22 protein-coding genes and 1 tRNA gene are annotated in these 19,336 nt (G+C 36.6%); 14 read left to right on the top strand and 9 right to left on the bottom strand.

Going from position 1 to position 19,336, the window contains the following annotated elements:
* Positions 1-341: 341 nt before the first annotated feature.
* Genes DXC23_RS01545 through DXC23_RS01535 form a run of 3 tightly spaced genes read right to left on the bottom strand, consistent with a single transcriptional unit; the run spans position 342 to position 1,834 of the window.
* The gene (locus DXC23_RS01545; RefSeq protein ID WP_117704452.1) at positions 342-656 is read right to left on the bottom strand and encodes a hypothetical protein; all 315 of its coding nucleotides are present in this window, start codon (positions 654-656) and stop codon (positions 342-344) included.
* A gap of 1 nt (position 657) precedes the next feature.
* Positions 658-1,593 (bottom strand): ParM/StbA family protein, encoded by a 936-nt coding sequence (locus tag DXC23_RS01540; RefSeq protein WP_117704451.1) that lies wholly within the window; start codon positions 1,591-1,593, stop codon positions 658-660.
* A 4-nt stretch (positions 1,594-1,597) separates the two neighbouring features.
* Positions 1,598-1,834, bottom strand: coding sequence for a cysteine-rich VLP protein (locus DXC23_RS01535; protein ID WP_242997374.1), 237 nt, complete (start codon positions 1,832-1,834; stop codon positions 1,598-1,600).
* 282 nt (positions 1,835-2,116) lie between these two features.
* Between DXC23_RS01535 and DXC23_RS01530 the strand changes: the two genes are divergently transcribed.
* From DXC23_RS01530 to DXC23_RS01495, 8 genes are all read left to right on the top strand, one after another.
* Complete coding sequence (locus DXC23_RS01530; RefSeq protein ID WP_117704450.1) at positions 2,117-3,253, top strand: DUF6076 domain-containing protein; 1,137 nt, start codon at positions 2,117-2,119, stop codon at positions 3,251-3,253.
* Positions 3,250-4,167 (top strand): hypothetical protein, encoded by a 918-nt coding sequence (locus tag DXC23_RS01525; RefSeq protein WP_117704449.1) that lies wholly within the window; start codon positions 3,250-3,252, stop codon positions 4,165-4,167. Before DXC23_RS01530 ends, DXC23_RS01525 begins: the two co-directional genes overlap by 4 nt.
* A gap of 33 nt (positions 4,168-4,200) precedes the next feature.
* Positions 4,201-7,920 carry an ATP-binding protein gene (locus tag DXC23_RS01520; RefSeq protein WP_117704448.1) on the top strand — a complete coding sequence of 1,240 codons (3,720 nt, stop codon included), beginning with the start codon at positions 4,201-4,203 and terminating at the stop codon, positions 7,918-7,920.
* A 340-nt stretch (positions 7,921-8,260) separates the two neighbouring features.
* The gene (locus tag DXC23_RS12745; RefSeq protein ID WP_278286532.1) at positions 8,261-8,371 is read left to right on the top strand and encodes a hypothetical protein; all 111 of its coding nucleotides are present in this window, start codon (positions 8,261-8,263) and stop codon (positions 8,369-8,371) included.
* A 1-nt stretch (position 8,372) separates the two neighbouring features.
* Positions 8,373-9,338, top strand: a complete 966-nt coding sequence (locus DXC23_RS01510; RefSeq protein WP_117704447.1) for a XamI family restriction endonuclease — start codon at positions 8,373-8,375, stop codon at positions 9,336-9,338.
* Positions 9,296-10,024, top strand: a complete 729-nt coding sequence (locus tag DXC23_RS01505; RefSeq protein WP_117704446.1) for an Eco57I restriction-modification methylase domain-containing protein — start codon at positions 9,296-9,298, stop codon at positions 10,022-10,024. Before DXC23_RS01510 ends, DXC23_RS01505 begins: the two co-directional genes overlap by 43 nt.
* A gap of 72 nt (positions 10,025-10,096) precedes the next feature.
* Positions 10,097-10,531 carry a hypothetical protein gene (locus DXC23_RS01500; protein WP_117704445.1) on the top strand — a complete coding sequence of 145 codons (435 nt, stop codon included), beginning with the start codon at positions 10,097-10,099 and terminating at the stop codon, positions 10,529-10,531.
* 28 nt (positions 10,532-10,559) lie between these two features.
* A complete protein-coding gene (locus DXC23_RS01495; RefSeq protein WP_117704444.1) occupies positions 10,560-10,844 on the top strand; it encodes a hypothetical protein in 285 nt (94 codons plus the stop codon).
* 257 nt (positions 10,845-11,101) lie between these two features.
* On the opposite strand, the gene DXC23_RS01490 is transcribed toward DXC23_RS01495, so the two are convergent.
* Together DXC23_RS01490 and DXC23_RS01485 are read right to left on the bottom strand one after the other, a co-directional pair.
* Positions 11,102-11,458: a TnpV protein gene (locus tag DXC23_RS01490; protein ID WP_117704443.1), complete on the bottom strand. Its 357-nt coding sequence runs from the start codon at positions 11,456-11,458 to the stop codon at positions 11,102-11,104.
* Between the two features lie 3 nt (positions 11,459-11,461).
* Complete coding sequence (locus DXC23_RS01485; protein ID WP_117704442.1) at positions 11,462-11,641, bottom strand: hypothetical protein; 180 nt, start codon at positions 11,639-11,641, stop codon at positions 11,462-11,464.
* A gap of 396 nt (positions 11,642-12,037) precedes the next feature.
* On the opposite strand from DXC23_RS01485, the gene DXC23_RS01480 reads away from it, so the two are divergent.
* The 6 genes from DXC23_RS01480 (at position 12,038) to DXC23_RS01455 (ending at position 15,694) form a co-directional block, all read left to right on the top strand.
* The gene (locus DXC23_RS01480) at positions 12,038-13,321 is read left to right on the top strand and encodes a hypothetical protein (protein WP_117704441.1); all 1,284 of its coding nucleotides are present in this window, start codon (positions 12,038-12,040) and stop codon (positions 13,319-13,321) included.
* On the top strand, positions 13,318-14,022 hold the full coding sequence (locus DXC23_RS01475) for a metallophosphoesterase (RefSeq protein ID WP_117704440.1): 705 nt from the start codon (positions 13,318-13,320) through the stop codon (positions 14,020-14,022). Before DXC23_RS01480 ends, DXC23_RS01475 begins: the two co-directional genes overlap by 4 nt.
* 256 nt (positions 14,023-14,278) lie before the next feature.
* Positions 14,279-14,363 (top strand) — tRNA-Leu (locus tag DXC23_RS01470).
* Positions 14,364-14,414: 51 nt separating this feature from the next.
* Positions 14,415-14,660, top strand: a complete 246-nt coding sequence (locus DXC23_RS01465; RefSeq protein WP_117704439.1) for a hypothetical protein — start codon at positions 14,415-14,417, stop codon at positions 14,658-14,660.
* The gene (locus tag DXC23_RS01460; protein WP_117704438.1) at positions 14,650-14,829 is read left to right on the top strand and encodes a hypothetical protein; all 180 of its coding nucleotides are present in this window, start codon (positions 14,650-14,652) and stop codon (positions 14,827-14,829) included. The genes DXC23_RS01465 and DXC23_RS01460 overlap by 11 nt, the downstream gene beginning before the upstream one ends.
* A 223-nt stretch (positions 14,830-15,052) precedes the next feature.
* On the top strand, positions 15,053-15,694 hold the full coding sequence (locus DXC23_RS01455; RefSeq protein ID WP_117704437.1) for an HAD family hydrolase: 642 nt from the start codon (positions 15,053-15,055) through the stop codon (positions 15,692-15,694).
* Here DXC23_RS01455 and DXC23_RS01450 read toward each other — a convergent pair.
* The 4 genes from DXC23_RS01450 to DXC23_RS01435 all read right to left on the bottom strand — a co-directional run bounded on the left by DXC23_RS01450 (position 15,691) and on the right by DXC23_RS01435 (position 19,332).
* Entirely contained in the window at positions 15,691-15,876 is a 186-nt protein-coding gene (locus tag DXC23_RS01450; RefSeq protein WP_117704436.1) for a hypothetical protein, read from the bottom strand. The two genes, DXC23_RS01455 and DXC23_RS01450, sit on opposite strands and share 4 nt — an antisense overlap.
* Positions 15,877-15,958: 82 nt before the next feature.
* On the bottom strand, positions 15,959-17,170 hold the full coding sequence (locus DXC23_RS01445; protein ID WP_117704435.1) for a cofactor-independent phosphoglycerate mutase: 1,212 nt from the start codon (positions 17,168-17,170) through the stop codon (positions 15,959-15,961).
* Positions 17,171-17,192: 22 nt separating this feature from the next.
* A complete protein-coding gene (prfB, locus tag DXC23_RS01440) occupies positions 17,193-18,311 on the bottom strand; it encodes a peptide chain release factor 2 (protein WP_117704434.1) in 1,119 nt (372 codons plus the stop codon).
* Positions 18,312-18,447: 136 nt separating this feature from the next.
* Positions 18,448-19,332 carry a DUF4261 domain-containing protein gene (locus DXC23_RS01435; protein WP_117704433.1) on the bottom strand — a complete coding sequence of 295 codons (885 nt, stop codon included), beginning with the start codon at positions 19,330-19,332 and terminating at the stop codon, positions 18,448-18,450.
* Positions 19,333-19,336: the final 4 nt, after the last annotated feature.

Raw genomic sequence — 19,336 nt, 5'->3', positions numbered from 1 at the left:
ATTCGGATTGAGATAAGCCGCAGCTCTCGGCGAGCCGGGCTATCTTCTTTTTCTCGGACTGCGTAACTCGCAGCTCGATTCTTGCATTTTTATCGTTCAAAAATACACCTTCTTTCTTCGGGTGTTAGGGTGTCCCTAAAGATTTACAACAGCTTCGGGGCTGTTGTATTTGGAATTTGCCGTACAAATTCCCTGCTTGCTACAGTATAAGACAAACCCGCCCTGTGGTAATACGGGACGGATTCTGTTTGCCTTATACTGCTGATAATATTTCATCTTTTTATAATTCTGTTGTGCCGTCAAAGTGACGGCAGTTTTGTTTATCGTCTCAAAATTTGCCGTCAATCAAACAGTTTAAGGTCGTCCATAATATCTTGTTCGGCTTCTTTCTGTTGCTCTGCGGTCAGTGCCGGAGCGTTTGTCATAGGCTGCGGAGTGAAGTTTGCTTCGGCAAAGCAAGCCTGCATTTCTTCACGGATAATGCTTCGGATATCCTCATCGTGCTGCTCTCGGGTGATCGACTGCAAATCCACATAGTCTGCGATCGCATCTAACACAAACTGATTGCGGGATTGATACTTCTTCACATCCAGCGTCTGCATATACTCTGCAAGATAACGCTCTCGGGCGTCGGTTAGGTCAAAGCGTACTGTCATTTTATACACGTCCTTCATTCTTCGCCTCGGCTCTCAGATAAACGTCTGCAAGATATTCATAGCCTTTAGCTGCGGCACAGATGTCGTTAATGAACTTTACACGGTCGAGATTGCCGTGATAAAAATTCTTGATCAGACAACCGCCACCGCCGCAGACGCAGAGCGTCATCGTACTTTCATCATAGCCGTGCTCACGCAAGCGACGGAAGGTCTCAGCGACATATTCCTCGGCAATAGCGGTGATGATTTCCAAATCGGAAGCAAGAATATCTGCCGTGCCTGTCTGCAACACCTCGTCGATGATATAGTCGTTCAGCTCTCGGCGTGTCTTGCGCATAAAGACTTCACGAATAGCGAGGGTGCATTGATAAGTGCCGAACTTCTCGGTGAACATCTTACCGCTTTGCGGCTTGCCGTTGACAAGATAAAGTGTGTTCATCGTACCGTTACCGATATCGGCTACCATACTCAATCCTTTGAGCGTAGACTTGATAGGCACGACCGCAGAATATCCCTGCGGATAGATTTTTACATCAGAGATTCGGATATGATAATCTACATTCCGAAAAGTGAACGCTACCCCTTTGCTCTTTGACAGATAAGCGGCAAAATCCGCTTTCTGTCCGCTTGTCCAAGTTAAAGGCAAGCCTGCGGCGATAATCACATCCGCTTCGGTCAGTCCTTCGTCTGCAAGCTCGGTTGCGATAGCGGCGAGCGTGAGGATATAATAATCCTCATCATTCTGCTTTTCGGGCAGAAATTCCTTGTGACCTTCGCCGATTAGATAATACTTGCCGTTGTAGGTAAGCATATCCTTTGTAAACAGCGGTTCACTGTCGTGGGCAGTGATACCCGTCTTGAAACAATGGTTAGCGGTTTTGATGTTGCCGTAACCGTGGTCGATACCGATAATCTTAAAATTGTTTAGTGTTTTCATAAAATCATCCTTTCAGTTTTTCGTTGTAGGCGAGTATGTCGCCGTAGAGTTTTTGGAAAGCAGGCAATATGCATTTCAAAAGATAGTTGCAGTAAATGCCGTACTTGCTGATCAGCTGCACGCAGCTGTGTTCTTCGCCGTAGTCGAGCAACAGGCAGTTGTCGTCAATGCAGTTGCAGCACGAATGACGGACAATGCGGTTTACTCTGTCGGACTGCTCTTCGGTAATTTTCAGCACCATAGCTTGTTCCTCCTTTCGTGTATTTTGGAGGGCTTTTCGTCCCTCTACTGTATTAAATACACGAAAATCCGAAAACTTAGGGTTTTAAGAAAACATAGTGAAAATCAAAAAGAAAACACTTAAAAACGGCTTGAATACTGAACGATCAGAATTCAAGCCGATAATTTTATATTACGGAAAACAATAATTCAAAATTTTTTCAAAAATTTCTTCTAAAACGGAGCAAAGGGAGTTTTATTGGACACCTGTTTTGGTAGACTTGATAGTTAGGAGGTGTTGATTTTGGAAAAAATCAGCTTTTGCAGCGCCGATTTTCGTGACGGAAGAATACGGATCGGCAACAAAACTTACCCTGCCGGTACGTTCGCTACGCACCTTTTGAATCAATACTATAAGGACGATACGGCGGCTCGGTTGGCTGTATACAAACAATACAGCTGGCATTTATACGATACGATCTCTGCCGGTTATCTTGATAACAATGATGTTTTACGATCCGGGTGGGAGATCCACCAAATATTAAAAACCTTGCCTAAACTGCAACCGTTCACTAAGCTGGATGTTGAAGCAGAGTGTATTAGAATAGCTGAACTTTTCACAGAGAACAACGCTGACTTTATCCGAGAGTATTTCGATGCAAAGGCTCAAATATTAGCTATGGGAATCAATGAATCTGCTTTGGATTTGCTCCCGATTGAAATAGATAAAGTTCAGCAAAAAACAGCGGACAACCTACTTAATGATATGATGACAACACTGGCTTTCTATGATCGTATCAGCAACGATATGAGAGAAGCATTTGAGGGCTTAACTGAGTTTTGTAACAGACTTGATGAAGCAGAACGCTTTGACGAGCCGCATCTATTACCGATTGCATTGGATATATTCGGCAACGAAAAACTCTATATGACATCCGAGTATGTTGCTATGCGTAAAACGGCTAAAAGCAAAACGATTGTTACGGCGAGAAGAATGTTTTTTGACAAGTACTACAGCTTTGTCCTCACGGATTTTTTTGAGGGCTTGTACTACGGTCATTATCCGAGAAGGTGTCCGATCTGCAAGCGCTGTTTCCTGATGACTTCTGCAAGGCGGCAGGTGTATTGCAACGGTATTGCGCCCTATACGCTGAAAGGAAAAACAATTACCTGCCGAAAATATGCGGCGAGGATGAAGGAAAAGGAGCTTTCTGAAGGTAACCCTATCAATCCAATTTACAAGAGTCGTTGCTCTGCAATTCGTGTAGAACAAAAAAGAAGCACCATTACAGCAGAGTTTGCTGCAATGGCGCTGAAAGTCGCTAAAGAGTATTGGCAAAAAGCAAAGTATGATGACAACTACGCTAACGGTCAATTTAAAATGGATATGAAGCGTGAGAATTTGTATAGAGAAACGGACAGGAGAATCAAGCAAAAGTGAGCCATATCGAGAAAAAAGAATTTGAAATATACCGCATTACTCCGCCACCGCCTGAATGGGATTTGCAGGAGTATATTCGGCAGTATATCCAGACCGGCGATGACAATTATTTCTATTGGTTCCTACACTATTACAAGCCGTCGTTAAATGAAAAGGCGAAGTCTTTTAGGAATAAATACTCAATGGAAGAACATTTTGCCGATATAAAGCAAAGCCTTGTAACAGGCTTATGTAAGGCTCTGATGAAATACGATATTTCCATAGCTCCTTTTCTGCCGTATGCTCAGAGGTATATGGAGCGTGAGGCGCATAACTATATTCGCACAATGCGGACGGGCTATTCCGTGCAAAGTGAATTTGAATATGCCCGACTTCGTAAAGTGATGGATATTTTCAATCATTCAGGCGGTGAATTTACGGAGGAAACCATTTCTCAGGTTGCAGCGCAAATCGGTGAAAGCTATGATAAAACAAAGTCTATCATTGAAGGCGGTATTCTTACTGAAAACTATGTAGATGTTCAGAGTAACGATGAGGACGACGAACAGACAACAGATTTTCTTCTTCACGATTCCTCGCTCAATCCTGAAAATATCTATTTCAAGCAGGAGCTTTATGATAAACTGTATGAAGCCTATGACAGCTTGGAATACACAGAAAAAATAATGCTCGCCCAGCACCTCGGCTTTTGCCCTGAGTGTTTCAGTAATCACTATGCCGACAAAACCGATTTAGACGAAAATGGCAAACCGAAGGAAAAGCTCATCAAACCGCTGCCTTATACCGACATCGCCACCGATCACGGGTTTAGTAATGCGAGTACGGCTAAGAGAGTTTGTGAAAAGGCGATAGAAAAGATTGGTTTTAAACTGTTATACTTGTTGCGGGAACAAAAAGATAATGATATAATTTAATAAAACAAAACAGATTCAAACGAGGTGAAATATATGGCGATAATTAATACAATCAAACAGAAAATATTAGAATTGGATCAAGGGACTTTTCAAAACCTTTGTGATCAAATACTATATTCATTAGGATACTCTAATTTTGTTTCACTAGGCAGCCAATCGGGAACTCAAAAAACGACTCCAGGAACTCCTGACACGTATTGTATCAATGAGGATAACAAATATGTTTTTGTTGAATATACAACACAGCAAACAGGACTTCGTAAAAAGATTACTGATGATATCCAAAAATGCTTAAATTCAAGTGAAACCGGCATTGATAGTAAAGATATATCAGAAATCATATACTTTCATACATCCTCAAATTTAAAACCTGCGGTTCATAAAGAGTTTTGTGAAATGTGTGAAGAGAAGAGTATTGTGTTTAATATGTGGGGAATAGATAGAATTGCCAATCATCTTTTCTCCGAAAGAAGAGATTTAGCAAAAGATTATTTGCAAATATCTTATGATACAAACCAGATATTTAGCATAGAGGATTTTATTAAACAAAATGATTCATCAGCTTTTTCGGCACCATTAGATAACGAATTTCTGTATCGAGAAGATGAAATAAAAAAGCTTGATGAAGTATTAGAAGAATATGATGTCGCAGTAATATCAGGTACCGCAGGAACAGGAAAAACAAGATTAGCAGTTGAATTCGCTAAAAATCGCAGCTCCGAACAAGGAGAAACTCTGCTATGTATAAGGGACAATGCGCTTCCTATATATGAAGAACTTCAAATGCATATAAATCATCCTGGCAAATATTTACTTTTTGTTGATGACGCAAACCAAATTGCTGGATTGTCACATATTTTGCAATACTTATTAAAAAAAGGAAATGGAATTATTGTTAAAATAATTATTACCGTAAGAGATTACGCACTCAATGAAGTCCATAAAAAAATAATGGAGTTTGCAAGGTATGGAATAATAAAAGTTAAGCCATTTGATAAAGAAAAGATTGAAGAGATTATCAAAGTTAACCTTGGTATTAAAGATCAGCATTATCTTAAAAGAATATCTGAAATATCAAACGGAAACACCCGCATAGCTATGATTGCCGGAATAACAGCACGAAGAGAAAACGCTTTAGCCTCATTAGCAGATGTGTCCAAGTTATATGAAAATTATTATGGTCGGGTTATTGAAGAGTATAAATTGTGTGATGAAAAAGATTTAATTATTACTTTTGGAATAGTTGCTTTTGTTGACGCATTTCATATTGATAATCTGGATTTTATTGAACCATTACTGAACATTTCTCATATTAGTAAAGAAACTTTTATCGAGAGTGTATATAAACTTCATTCATACGAGCTAATTGATATCTATGCTGAAAAGGCAGTAAAAATTTCAGAACAGTGCTTATCCAACTATATTCTGAAATATGTATTTTTTGATAAAAAACTGATCCTTCTTTCTGATGCCATTAAAGTTTACTTCCCTGTCAATCAATCAAAAACAATAACGTCTGTAAATGTTTTAACCATATCCTTTTCCTCTGATGAAATGATAGCTTATGTTAATCAAGAAATAAGTAAAGTATGGGATGAATTAGCCGAAAACGATCCATCTGTTTTCTTTGATTATGTAAAGGCATTTTATCCAGTTAATGAAACTGCTACTCTTCTGATTCTTAAAGGAATAATTGATAAATCAGAAGAAAGGCCATTTAACAAAAATTTATCAAAAGAAAAACAATCGGAATCTATCACTGATGATGTAATTGAAATACTTGGTGGTTTTTATCAATGTTACAATTATTCCGAAGCATTAGATTTGCTTTTATTATATTATAAGAAAAGACCGGATTTATACGAACAGTTTTTTGCAATAATAAAGCAGCGTTTAGTGTTCAATAAGTATTCCGACAGATTTGAGTATCGTGTTGAAAATCTTTTACTCGAAAAGCTGAAAGGATATTCTGAAAACTGGACAAACGAAGCTGTAACATATCTGTTTTTTGATGTTGCTAAACACCTTTTAAAATTCCGATTTGAATGGACAGAATCGAACGGAGAAAGATCATTTACAATTAATTATATTACCATACGTGGAGGTGAGCTGATTGTAAATCTAAGAAAAAAAGTATGGACATTACTATATGAAATATGTCTAACTCAGGATTCAAAAATGTGTATTCGTGACATATTAAGAGAATACGGCGATGGAGCAGACGAAAGCAATCAGATTATTGAAACGGATTGCCCATTTATTTATAGATTAATTGACTCTTCATTTAATTCGGACAATCTCGAAGATTGTATTCTTGTTGATAATTATATAGCTTTTTTGAGGGAGAGCGATCTAGAAAAGTTTATTGACCAATCGCTTGTTAAGGATTATTCATCTTCGGATATCCTTAAAATATATAAAACAATCAAAGGCGAGAATAAGCTAAAATATAAAGAGTTCCGGGATGAACTGATAGTCCGTAAGAGCAATATCAAAGAAATGATTAACAAAGCTGATTTTTCTGATATTTGTTCAATAATTGATGTTTGTAATGAATCTTGCATTGAAAATGAATATGAAATAACAGAAGGCTTAGGTCTATTGTTTGACATTTTGTATGAAGGCAATAATCATTTTGTTAAGGCAGTAGAATATTATTTGAACATTGATACTCCAACGAGATTATCTGCCTCTAGAATTGTTGAATACCTTTTTAATCTAATGGATCCTGAAAAAGTATTACAATTACTTCAAGCAAATGAATACGCTCAAAAAAATGAATGGATTTATTATTACTTTTATCATTTCCCGAATGATAAGATACAGAAAAACACCGTTGAAGATTTTTATTCTTTCCTTCTTGATGATTCAGATAAAACGATTATTAGGTCTGGTTTTAGAGAAATAACCTTTGTTAAAAAATTCAGTTATTTGGATCCGGATGTATTCATTAAGACATGTAAAATCATTCTTGAAAAAAAGCATGAGCTCCCGTTTATTGTTGATATATATTTTAGTTTTTTATTCCACGACGGAATCACACCTGTTGCTGAAGTTCTCGGATTATTTTCAACCGAAATGAATTTATTGGAGCAGATTTATCTATTTGAGTTGTCATATGAAAGGTATTTTGATTATCATGGACAATACTTTAAAATACTATTCTGTAATAATTGCGCATTTCTCGATGAGTATTTATTAACAATAATAAAACAACGACATCGTGATTTTATGGATCATTCAGATCATATTACTAAACTATTTGAAACAGAAGAGTTTTCCACTTCATTTGAGCATATTGCCGATGTCATTAAAGAAAAAGTAAATTATCCCCATTATGAATTAACAGATTTCTTTGATGTAATAAATGCTTATTCAGACAGAGAAAAGGTTAATACCTTTCTTTGCAGTTTTATAGAAAAGCATCATTCGGATAGCGTGTATATGAGGAGCCTTTTTGATTCCATAGCAAAAATGACAGATGAGCAAAGAATCGCTTACATCAAGCTCTATCTGGAGTATGAAAAAAGCATAGAAAACTTTAAAGACCTTCCATTGTTTTCAAGCTTTTCTTCGTGGTCAGGTAGCGAGGTGCCATTGATTCATAATAAAATTGAATTCCTGAACAGATTATCCCAAGAAATACACGGCATAGATTACTTGGAGCATAAACAATATATCGGGAAAATGATAAACGATTTGAATTCATATGCTAAAGATGTAGAGATAAGAGAAATACTGAGAGGCTATTAAATAGCTGTTAATCGTGTTGTGCAACTTACTTTCAAGGCGCTGTATTTCTTGTAATATAGCTTTCCACGAATTAAAGTTATTCGAAACTGTCAAAGAATATATGCAGACGAGTACGGTAGAATTGACCGCAAAACTAGATGTCACGAATACAAGATATATTATTGCTTTTTCCAGCTAGGTATGCTATAATTCATCCTATACTTTTAGAGATACATTTCAGTGGGAAGAATATCCATGACATACAGTTATAACCGCTTGTGGGAACTGCTGGTTGACAAGCAAATGACAAAAACGGATGTGAAGAAAGTTTGCGGGTATAAGCACAAATATCCTTGCCAAAATGGGCAAGGACAAACCCGTTGCAATTGATACATTAGCAAAAATCACAACAACACTTGAATGTGGACTTGACGATATTGTAGAAATACATGACGAAAGAAAGGAATGTTGAAATGGGTATCAACCTTGATAAACCGCATTTGTGGAAAAAGGACATTAATCAATCCGTTGATTTATACAATACATGGTTTATGTATTTTGCTCCTAAAGCATATAGAGAAACACGCGTTTCAACAGCAAAGAGCGTTAAAGAAGCACTCAAAGAAACAAACTATTTAAATAGTATTTCTCCCGCTCTTTTACAAAGGCATCCCGAAGTTTTGCCAATACTAAGAATGTCCACGTGTCCCCCAATTGCTAGGGATAGATTAGTAGGGCTTGCAGGAGTAACTAAAAGCCTTGTTCAAAACATGGAAGATTCTGAGAATCCGCATATTTCGCCGAGAATGCAAAGAGCAAGGCTAATTACAGAATTACAGCGTATTTCTGATATTATCAATAAAATGGCTGACCCTGATATTTTTACATGGATACCAGAAAAACGCACTCCGGATGAAACAGAAATTATTCGTTCATCTACTATTGTCGCAGACAGATTGTGTGGAGCTGTTGCCGATCCAATTATTCGTAACGCACAAGAAAAGCGACAGCTTGCGGCAATTACTAAACTGCTACAAAGCAAGGGATATGTTTCAGCTAAAAACGGAGTTAGCTATGATGAAATGATCCCGGGAACATTTTCGTTTCATACAAATGTTCCAGTTTACGTTGCAGGCGAACAAGGCGAAACAGTTAATATCCCTGTTGATGTTGCTATTATGCCGCTTTCAGCACAATCTGGTGATATGCCTTTGCTGTTAGAAGAAAAATCCGCAGGCGATTTTACAAATGTAAACAAATGCCGAAAAGAAGAAGCAGTAAAAATGCAACAGTTAAGAAATACATATGGCAGTAACGTTTCTTACTCCCTGTTTTTATGTGGATACTTTGATTCTGGGTATTTGGGATATGAAGCGGCAGAAGGGATAGACTGGATATGGGAGCACAGAATAAACGATTTAGAGAAATTAGGAATATAAGTTCATTAGAAGAATCCCGCCGCTTAATGCAGGAAGCTATTGATTCTGAAAAGGATATTGAGGAACGCCGAAAACATGGGCAGTTTTCAACACCTTTTGTGTTGGCGCAAGAAATAACTAAATATGGATTAGAGCTTTTATCAGACAAAAAAATATCATTTTTAGAACATTGCATAGGGAGTGGTGTTTTTTATTCCGCCCTATTAAATTCGATTAATTCGTTCTGTTGCATTCAAACGGCTACAGGTATAGAAATTGACCCCGCATATTTTGATTGCACGGCTAATCTGTGGAATGATTCGGGGATAGAACTGATAAAAGGCGACTTTACACGGATTATTCCAAAACAAAAATACAATCTTGTTATTACTAATCCACCTTATGTGCGCCACCATTACTTAACGCAAGATGAAAAGTTATATCTTCTTGAACATGAAAAAAAAGAAACAGGAATAGCATTATCAGGTTTAGCTGGCTTATATTGTCATTTTATTCTACTTGCGCACAAATGGCTTGCACCTGGTGCTGTCTGCGGATGGTTGATACCGAGTGAATTCATGGATGTTAATTATGGAAACGCGATCAAGAATTATTTATTGCAAAATGTTCATTTGCTGAGAATACACAGATATAACCCTGAGAATTCATTGTTTTCCGATGCACTAGTCTCATCTTGTGTCGTGTGATTCAAAAACGAAATAGTCAAAGATGATTATGAAATTGAATTTTCTTTCGGCGGTACACATGATAAACCTGCGTTGAGCAAGCATATAAAAAAATCAGATTTGAGTAAAGAAAGAAAATGGACACGTTTTCCCGAAAAAGAAATCCGTTGTTATAATAATTCGGGAATAACAATAGGCGATTATTTTGAGATAAAAAGAGGACTTGCTACCGGGGATAACAGTTTCTTTATTATGAGCAAGAAAAAAATAAACGATTTAGGCCTCGATATGTCTTTCTTTAAAACTGTTCTTCCAAGCCCTAGATATTTAAAAACCGATCTTGTGGAATCTGATGATGGTGGTATACCACTAATTGAACCGCAATGCTTTTTGTTAGATTGCAAATTAACAGAACAGGAAATAATGAAACAGTCTACCACCATATGGGAGTACCTACATAGTGGGATAGAAAAAACAAGCCAAAAATACCTCTGCAAAAACAGAAAAATGGTACTGGCAAGAGCATAGGGACACAACTTATTTTTTGTGTTCCTATATGGGCAGAAGAAAATATAACGAATCTCCAATTCTCTTTATTCTTAATTTGTCTGAAGCAATAGTAACAAATTCATATTTAATGCTGTATCCTAAAGAACATTTACAAAAAGCCATATCAGATAGTCCGAAATCTATATATAGAATATGGGAATTGTTAAAATCCATTAATGGAAGTGACATTGAGGAAGAAGGACGCGTTTACGGCGGCGGACTAAAAAAAATTGACCCGCGAGAACTTGCCAAAGTTCCTTGCGGCGACTTAATGAAATTGTGTTTCACTTAGAAATGACTAGTATCTTTCCATATAGGCTTGTATTTTTTTGGAAAGAGAATAAGAATACAGCAAAAAGTCTTAACTCTACAAGGCTTTCCGTGCTCCGAAAAACTCTCGTTCAGAGTACGGATAATACATAGGGTCAAGTAAGAACGTAACATCTTTAACGTTTTCTAATAACATATGTTATCCAATTTCAAAAAAACCAGATAATTGGCAATAGCAAGCCGCCAATAGGAGTTAACCCCTATTGGTGGCTTTGCAGGTTAAGTGTAAATCAACTCTGAATTAACGATTTCCATTGCACGGTTGCGGATGTTGTTCATTCTCGCAACCCACAGCATTTGGTTGTCTGCTTTGAGCTGTTCGGTAACTCCTTCCTTTTCGGCAAATTGTTTTACTAACCGAAAGAACATATCTTCCGCCTGCTTGTCAATGTCGGCAAGATAAGATGTAAGTTTGCAGCTTGTCAGAAGGTTAGTGAAAATGATTGGATGATATTTTTCAATATACCGCAAATGCCGTTTGCCCCAAATACCGATCTCAACCTTTGGCTGCTCAGGCAACTTCAAATCAGGTAGCAAATAATCTCCCTGCTGTGTGTATGTAATCTTTGTCGCCATAATTCAGACCTCCTTGAACTTAATCTTCCTTATTTTAGCTTTCGTGAACTTGATTAACAGCTCGTCAATGACATCGGTATATTTGCCCCGTGAGATGGGGTCGTTCCTCAAATCAATCAGGCTGTTGATTACCGTACGCCGCTCATCGGGCGTTAAGTAAATGTGATATTTGGGATTTCTCATAGTCATTTTCTCCTTAACTTAAATTTACATTCACATTATAGGAAGAAATTGAATAAACCACAAAAGTGCGAGCGAGAAATGTGTGCAACTGCCGTTAAAACCTGAATTTTTCATAAATCCGTTATGAACACTCGTACCATAAAAAACAGATTAACTTTTTTGTTAATCTGTTTTTTTTATTTCACCGGCAAACGGTGGCAGGACTACGCCCAAACAAAGCAGGACGCTAATAATTTTTTGACTATTTGAGGATTTATGTACTTAATAGTGCATAATCTATTGTATAGTACAGGCAAAATATGTATAATGTAGACAAGATATTTAAATATGCTGAAATGTACGAATAAAAGGATTTAACTAAAACTTATGCTATATTAATATAAAAGGAGATCGTTTATGCAGAATATAAATTTTTATAATTTATCAGATATTAATTGTTGGATTGTATATCAAATGCCTTTTGAGAAAGATGAAAAATCAAATGAAAAAGTACTTCCTCACCAAGAGTTTTGTATAAAAAACAATATATTTGCTATGGGCTGGGAACTAAATAAAAATTTCTTCAATAAAAATTTCGGTGAAATGTTAGAATATGCCGATTGTGACGAAGATAATTATAAAGGATATTTGGGTGCTTATAAAATTGCTAAAGGAAATACAAGTCCTAAAAAAGCATTAGAAGATTATAAAAGAATCAAGCAAGGCGATTATGCAGTAATGCGTGCGAGGAATGCTCATTATTACATAGGAAAGGTTAAAAAAAAGGCGCAATATTTACATAAAGATGATGAAAGCGAGTACAAACATTTGTCATGGGGTTGTCATGTTGAAAAGTGGTTAGAATTTAAAACTCAAGATGACTTGCCCTACGAACTCATAGGCAGAATGTCACAACAGCAACATCAAACCATTCAAAGGATTGATAGGTATAGATTAAAATTCTTAATAATTGAGGCATACATCAAAAGAGAAAAGTCCAAATCAGATATACCAAAACTAATACTTACTAAAAACAATTTTGCAAGAAGTCTTCATTACAAACAACTTGAAGATTTAGTGTCGCTTTATATTGTTGAAGAAAACAAAGAGCAGAATTATTTACTTATGCCGTCAAGCTGTAAAATTAACGAACAAAAATACGAGTTCTTTTTCAAATCGCCTAACAGAAAGGCAATTACTTGCCAAGTTAAAAATCAAGAAGAAATTAAAATAGAAGAGTATTATAACGAAAATGATTTTGAAAAAATATATATCTTTTCAGGAATATGGAATAACGAGCAAGTTAAGGAGTTAAACAAAAAAGCAAATAAAAATAAAGCTAATAATATTCAAATAATTTCGCCCGATGAATTATTTGACATATTACAAAACAGCAAATATAATTATAAAGAATATCTTAACTTGAATAGTTATTATAAAATTGATGAAAATAAAGCTGAAGATTTACATTTAACAAACGGATTTATTAAATGCAAAAAATTCAATAGCAAATGTCATATGAGATATAAAGAAGATAATGATTGTATAACTTTCTATAATAATTGCTTATTTTATTCAAAAGAATTTAATTCATTTTTTCTTTACGATCATTTTGCTAATGATTTAAAAATTATAAAAGAAATCTTTGACAAAATAAAAGAAACTAACCCTGAGATCAACATAAAAGAGGAAAAACTATGACTTATGTAATATCAGACCTACATGGCTATCCGCTTGAAAAGCTGAAAAAGTTGCTTAAAAAAGCAACTTTTAGCAGTGATGATTTTCTTTACATACTTGGTGATATTATTGACAGAAACGGCGACGGCGGAGTGGAAATTTTGCTTTGGCTGCTTGAACAGGTTAATGTTCAATTAATACTTGGCAACCACGAAGCAATGTTGCTGTCATGTGATTTTGTTTTTGACGAAATAACTGAGGACAGCATTAATGCTATAAGCAGTGAAAAAATCGAATTGCTTAATAACTATATGTTAAACGGTGGAAATGCAACTCTGAAAGCTCTTCGTAATTTGCCGAAAAATACACAACAAGACATACTTGATTATCTTCGTGACTGTCCGCTTTACGAAGCGGTTACCGCAAGCGAAAAAGATTTTATTCTTGTTCATTCAGGTTTTAATAATTTCAATAAAAACAAAAAAATCAGAGATTACTCATCAGATGACTTATTATGGGCGCGGCCTGAACTTGATGATAAATATTATGACGATATTACAACAGTTTTCGGTCACACTCCGACATTTAGTTACGGTGAAGAATATAAAGGCAAAATTATAAAAACAAGCACTTGGATTGATATTGATTGCGGAGCTGCTTACGGCAATGAGCCTATTCTCTTGCGATTGGATGACTATAAAGAATTTAAATTGCAGCTATAATATTAATAAAATAAAGATTACTTAAAATTGGTCTTCGGATATAAAAAAATGGTTGTAGCAAATTCCACTCCCTTGCTACAACTATTTTAATTTACATAAGACAAAAATTACTTTTTCTACCCATAAACGAAATCAGGCTGAGTAATCTGATTTTGCAATTTAGAGTTTATTACAAACATTAAAATATTTTCAAAAAACGCTTGACAAATTCGGTGTATGGTGATAAAATATATATCGTTGTCGACAGACAATATTTGCGAGTGTGCTGGAATAGGCAGACAGGCACGTTTGAGGGGCGTGTGTTTCACGACGTACGGGTTCAAGTCCCGTCACTCGCACCATAAAAAACAGATTAACTTTTGTTAATCTGTTTTTTATTTTACCGGCAAGCGATGACGGATTTTCGCAAGAAAATAACGGATGAGGTGTCGCCGTTTACGGCGCTTTACAAGGAAAACTTTGATTTAAAAGAACTCTTAGCGAGAGCGTTGATGATTTTTTACTATGAACAAGCCGCAACAAACGAGGCAGGTATTTTGCTTATATCTAAACTCAGCCACTTTCAATATATCTGCACATTGTACACTATAAAAAATTCTATAAATCGAGATTCGGAGGATAAAACTTATGAAAGGTAAAAGTTTGCTTATAGGAATAATAATTGGGGTAGTAATGGCAATACTTTGGAGCATTGTTTTTGTTAATGTATTAAACAGTATGGCAGGAATTGGAGTTGGAATATGCTTTGGTATATCTTTTGGTATATTAGGTAGTCTTATTTTTTCCAAAAAAGGTAAAAACAAGTGATAATATAAATTTCATTTTGATAAGCTGATAAATACGCTTTTATTTGTAACTATATCCTTTTAATCATCTGTTTTTAATTTACTATTAAACACTACAAAACTGTAAGCAAATATGATTTTTAATCGAATAGCTTACCAAAACATTTTGATACAAAAATCATCAAACTATGACTTTTGTAATAATTTTAAAAATATATCAACACAATTAATCAGGAGTAATTTTTATGAAAAAAGCAATTTTATTTGATTTAGACGGCACATTATGGCACACAAGTGATGTTATTCTTCCGATTTGGAACGAGGTACTTAAAAATCACCCCGAAACCACAAAGCAGATTACACTTGACGAAATGAACAGCTATATGGGCAAAACCATTGAGCAGATTGCAAGCATTATGCTCCCTGAGCTTAGCGAGGAAAACGGCATAAACATTATAAAAGAATGCTGCGCCGTTGAAGTTCCGTATCTTGAGAAATCAGGCGGTCATTTATACGAAAATCTTGAGGAAGTGCTTAGAGCGCTTTCCGAAAAGTATTTTCTCGGCATAATCAGCAACTGTCAGTGCGGTTATATCGAATCATTTTTAAAGGCCCACAAGCTCGAAAAATATTTTTCTGACTTTGAAATGTCGGGCAGAACTCAGCTCACCAAGGGCGAAAATATCAGCCTTGTAATCAAAAGAAACGGCATTGATTCTGCTTTCTATGTTGGCGACACTATCGGCGATCAGATAGCCTCTAAAGATGCAAATGTACCTTTTGTGTTTGCCGAATACGGATTTGGCAATACAGAAAATCCAAAATACATAATTCATACATTTTCCGAGCTTTTGGAAATATCCGAAAAAGTATTTGCCGAGAACTAATCATTTATTTGTGTTTCGGAGGTCTTATCTTCCCTCTCGCTGTCCTTTGCCTTGTAATAAATAACGGTCGGCTTATGTGCCTTTCCGCTCTTTTTATTATGGTTAATATACATTATTGCAAACACTACGGCTACAAGTGCAATTATAATAACGGCAGTAACAATTAAAATAAATTCACGCATAAAAACATCCTCACATTTTATTGATTAACTCAATTATAAATGTGAGGATGTAAATTTTTTAATGAATTATGTAGACGAAAAATTATTTTGTAAGAAAATAATTCATCATTGTAAAGCCTTTTTCAATGTAGTTGCCTGTTTCTCTTGCCTCTTTCTCGCAGAAAACCTTTACACCGCTGTCAATCTCATTTTTGCTGTCATAAATGAGGTACGGTACAGGAGTGGAGGTATGTGTGCGGATAGAAAGCGGTGTTGGGTGATCAGGGCATACCAAAACCGCAAAATCATCGTAGCCTCTCAAAAATTCTACAACAGGAGCGAGGATATGCTCGTCAATCATTTCAATAGCTTTTACCTTGTTTTCAATTTCACCACGATGGCCACATTCGTCAGGAGCTTCAACATGAATATATACGAGGTCTGCACCCTTTTTAAACTCCTCGATAGCCGCCTTGCACTTGCCGTCAAAGTTTGTGTCGAGATAACCTGTTGCGCCCTCAACATCAACGCTGTTCATTCCTGCGCAGATTGCAATTCCCTTTAAGAGGTCAACGGCAGAAATCATACTGCCCTTTTTGCCGAATTTCTCGCTGAAATTATCAAGCAAAGGCTTTGTGCCCTCGCCCCAAAGCCAAATTGAGTTGGCAGGGCGCTTGCCTCTTGCAATTCTCGCCTTATTAACAGGGTGATCCTTTAAAAGGTCATAGCTCTTTTTCATAAGGTCATAAAGCTCATCAACAGCCTCGCCCTTTGGAATGTAATCGGTAATTACCTTGCCTGTAATGTCATGCGGAGGTGTGAGCACACCCGGATGCGGATTGCCGTTGCTCCAAACAAGGCAATGACGATACGATACACCGGGATAAAAACGGAACTTATCATTGCCGAGTTTTTCCTGAATATACTCAATGAGAATTTTTGCCTCTTCTGAAGAAATATCGTCAGCACAATAGTCGAGAATTGTCTTTTTCTCGTAATCCTCTTCGTCTGAAAGTGTAACAAGGTTACATCTGAGAGTAACATCTGTATCCTTTAAATCTATACCGATACTTGCAGCCTCAAGCGGAGAACGACCGCTGTAATATACAGCAGGCTCATAACCGAGAACAGAGAGGTTTGCAACATCGCTGCCGGGCTTTAAACCCTCGGCAACAGTCTTTACAATACCAACCTCTGCTTTTGCGGCAAGGCTGTCCATACAAGGCTTATTTGCCTTTTCCATAGGTGTGGAATTACCGAGTGCCTCGTTTGGCTCATCAGCCATACCGTCACAAAGCATTACCAAATATTTCACTTTAAATCAACCTCTTTAATGATTATTTCTGTAATGTGCCAAGACTTGCACATTTGAGATATGCGTTAATAAAGCCGTCAATATCGCCATCCATTACAGCCTGAATATTACCTGTTTCGTACGAAGTACGGTGGTCTTTAACCATTGTATATGGCATAAATACATAGCTGCGGATCTGACTGCCCCATGTAATTTCCTTTTGAACACCCTTGATGTCCTCAATTTTGTCAAGGTGTTCTCTTTCTTTGATTTCCATAAGTTTTGAAACAAGCATTTTCATAGCCACATCTCTGTTCTGATACTGACTTCTTTCAACCTGGCTTGCTACAACAATACCTGTCGGAATATGAGTAAGACGAACGGCAGATGAAGTCTTGTTGACTTTCTGTCCGCCTGCACCGCTCGCACGATAAACATCCATCTTAATATCCTCAGGAGCAATGTTTACTTCTATGTTATCGTCCATTTCAGGCATAACCTCAAGGGATGCAAAACTTGTGTGTCTTCTGCCCTGAGAGTCAAACGGAGAAACTCTTACAAGACGGTGAACGCCTGCCTCGCTCTTTAAGTAGCCGTAAGCGTTTTCGCCCTCAATAAGGAGAACGGCGCTTTTAAGTCCTGCCTCATCGCCGTCAAGATAGTCAACTTCCTTAACCTTAAAGCCATGAGCATCTGCCCAGCGGTTGTACATTCTGTAAAGCATTTCCGCCCAGTCCTGAGCCTCTGTACCGCCCGAACCTGCGTGGAAAGTCAAAATAGCGTTGTTTTTATCGTACTCGCCAGTAAGGAGAGTTTGAAGTCTTTGCTTTTCAAGGCTTGCCTTTACTCCTTCTGCCTCGCTCTCTGCCTCTTCAAGAAGCGAAAGATCCTCTTCCTCATTTGCAAGTTCAATCAAAGCGCAGGTATCTTCATACTTAGCCACCAAAGCCTCGTAAGCCTCAACCTTACCTTTAAGTGTGCCTGTACGCTGTAAAACTTTTTGAGATTTTTCTACATCGTCCCAAAAGCCCGGTTCGGTTGCCTTAAGCTCAAGCTGCTGAATTTCAGAAAGCATACCTTTCATACCGAGAGCGTCTGACAAATCGTCAATTTCAGGTTTAAGTGCCTGAACCTTTAACAATAATTCCTCAAATTGTACCATAAAATATACCATTCCTGTCTTAATTTGATATATAGCTCTAAAAATCAGATTACTATTTTACATACTATTTTATTATAACAAATCAGCCGATAAATGTAAACTGTTTTTTATAATAAGGGACAATTACATAAATAATTTATTCTCTGTTTCCTGACGCATATTTTCCCACATTAACATCAAGAACTTCTCTGACAGGCTGAATTAACGATTCTTCATACTGAACATTCCATTGAACATTTTTACTCATTTCATCGTTTTCAAGTCCGTCTACGCAGTCACCGCTTTTTATCGGACATTCGTTATCATAAATATAGCAAAGAACACTATATGCGTGATATACAACACTGTTTGGATTTAAGGTATTAAAATGATACTGAACATCAGGAAGCCACAAAGTGCTCATTCCCACAGAATCTACTATCATATCGTCAGTTCCCTCAATGTTAAAAAATCTTACATTGACAGCATAATAAATAAACCTTTGCTCCACAGGAAGATTACAGGCAACAATACTTTCTCTTGATAACATTTTGTGTGAATTATCGAAAACAAAAGCCTTGCAGTCAGGGAAAATCTCAGCGAGAGCCTCGATAAATTCAACAGACATATTTGCTCTTTCTTTATAGTCAAGGCCGGCTGCCAACATATCCATTCCCAATACTTGATACTTACACTCTTTCAGAATTTCACTTGCGTTTGGACAATCGTTTAACTGTGCTATTTCAAAATCATTTAAAAGCGGCTTTTTAATTTCCGTACATTCGGTAATTATAAGCTGCGGATTAACATCAGCGACTTTAAAATGCGCTATATAATTTTTTGGAATAAAGCTTGCCGATGCTTTATCATAAGAAAAACATTCGGTCTTTCCAAGATGCCTTTCCATTATTTTATTAATTTCCGTTTGCTGCGGCATTTCGCATTTTTCTTCAAACAATAAATGAATAAAAAATACTGTGCCCGGTTGCGGCGCTTTTTCATTAAGATTTTGCTGAAAAATATTTTCTGTATTATCAGGCATTATA

The organism is Eubacterium sp. OM08-24, from assembly GCF_003438075.1.
In the GTDB taxonomy this organism is placed as follows: domain Bacteria; phylum Bacillota; class Clostridia; order Oscillospirales; family Acutalibacteraceae; genus Ruminococcoides.
Note: the sequence above shows the minus strand (reverse complement) of the source record. Positions and strands in the feature narration are given on the sequence as shown.

Coding starts and splice junctions, on each gene's coding strand:
- DXC23_RS12745 (WP_278286532.1), top strand. CDS start 8,261: ATGGGCAAGGACAAACCCGTTGCAATTGATACATTAGCAAAAATCACA.
- DXC23_RS01465 (WP_117704439.1), top strand. CDS start 14,415: ATGACGGATTTTCGCAAGAAAATAACGGATGAGGTGTCGCCGTTTACG.
- DXC23_RS01480 (WP_117704441.1), top strand. CDS start 12,038: ATGCAGAATATAAATTTTTATAATTTATCAGATATTAATTGTTGGATT.
- DXC23_RS01490 (WP_117704443.1), bottom strand. CDS start 11,458: ATGGCGACAAAGATTACATACACACAGCAGGGAGATTATTTGCTACCT.
- DXC23_RS01495 (WP_117704444.1), top strand. CDS start 10,560: ATGGGCAGAAGAAAATATAACGAATCTCCAATTCTCTTTATTCTTAAT.
- DXC23_RS01455 (WP_117704437.1), top strand. CDS start 15,053: ATGAAAAAAGCAATTTTATTTGATTTAGACGGCACATTATGGCACACA.
- DXC23_RS01450 (WP_117704436.1), bottom strand. CDS start 15,876: ATGCGTGAATTTATTTTAATTGTTACTGCCGTTATTATAATTGCACTT.
- DXC23_RS01485 (WP_117704442.1), bottom strand. CDS start 11,641: ATGAGAAATCCCAAATATCACATTTACTTAACGCCCGATGAGCGGCGT.
- DXC23_RS01545 (WP_117704452.1), bottom strand. CDS start 656: ATGACAGTACGCTTTGACCTAACCGACGCCCGAGAGCGTTATCTTGCA.
- DXC23_RS01510 (WP_117704447.1), top strand. CDS start 8,373: ATGGGTATCAACCTTGATAAACCGCATTTGTGGAAAAAGGACATTAAT.
- DXC23_RS01540 (WP_117704451.1), bottom strand. CDS start 1,593: ATGAAAACACTAAACAATTTTAAGATTATCGGTATCGACCACGGTTAC.
- DXC23_RS01435 (WP_117704433.1), bottom strand. CDS start 19,332: ATGCCTGATAATACAGAAAATATTTTTCAGCAAAATCTTAATGAAAAA.
- DXC23_RS01460 (WP_117704438.1), top strand. CDS start 14,650: ATGAAAGGTAAAAGTTTGCTTATAGGAATAATAATTGGGGTAGTAATG.
- DXC23_RS01535 (WP_242997374.1), bottom strand. CDS start 1,834: ATGGTGCTGAAAATTACCGAAGAGCAGTCCGACAGAGTAAACCGCATT.
- prfB (WP_117704434.1), bottom strand. CDS start 18,311: ATGGTACAATTTGAGGAATTATTGTTAAAGGTTCAGGCACTTAAACCT.
- DXC23_RS01475 (WP_117704440.1), top strand. CDS start 13,318: ATGACTTATGTAATATCAGACCTACATGGCTATCCGCTTGAAAAGCTG.
- DXC23_RS01520 (WP_117704448.1), top strand. CDS start 4,201: ATGGCGATAATTAATACAATCAAACAGAAAATATTAGAATTGGATCAA.
- DXC23_RS01505 (WP_117704446.1), top strand. CDS start 9,296: ATGGGAGCACAGAATAAACGATTTAGAGAAATTAGGAATATAAGTTCA.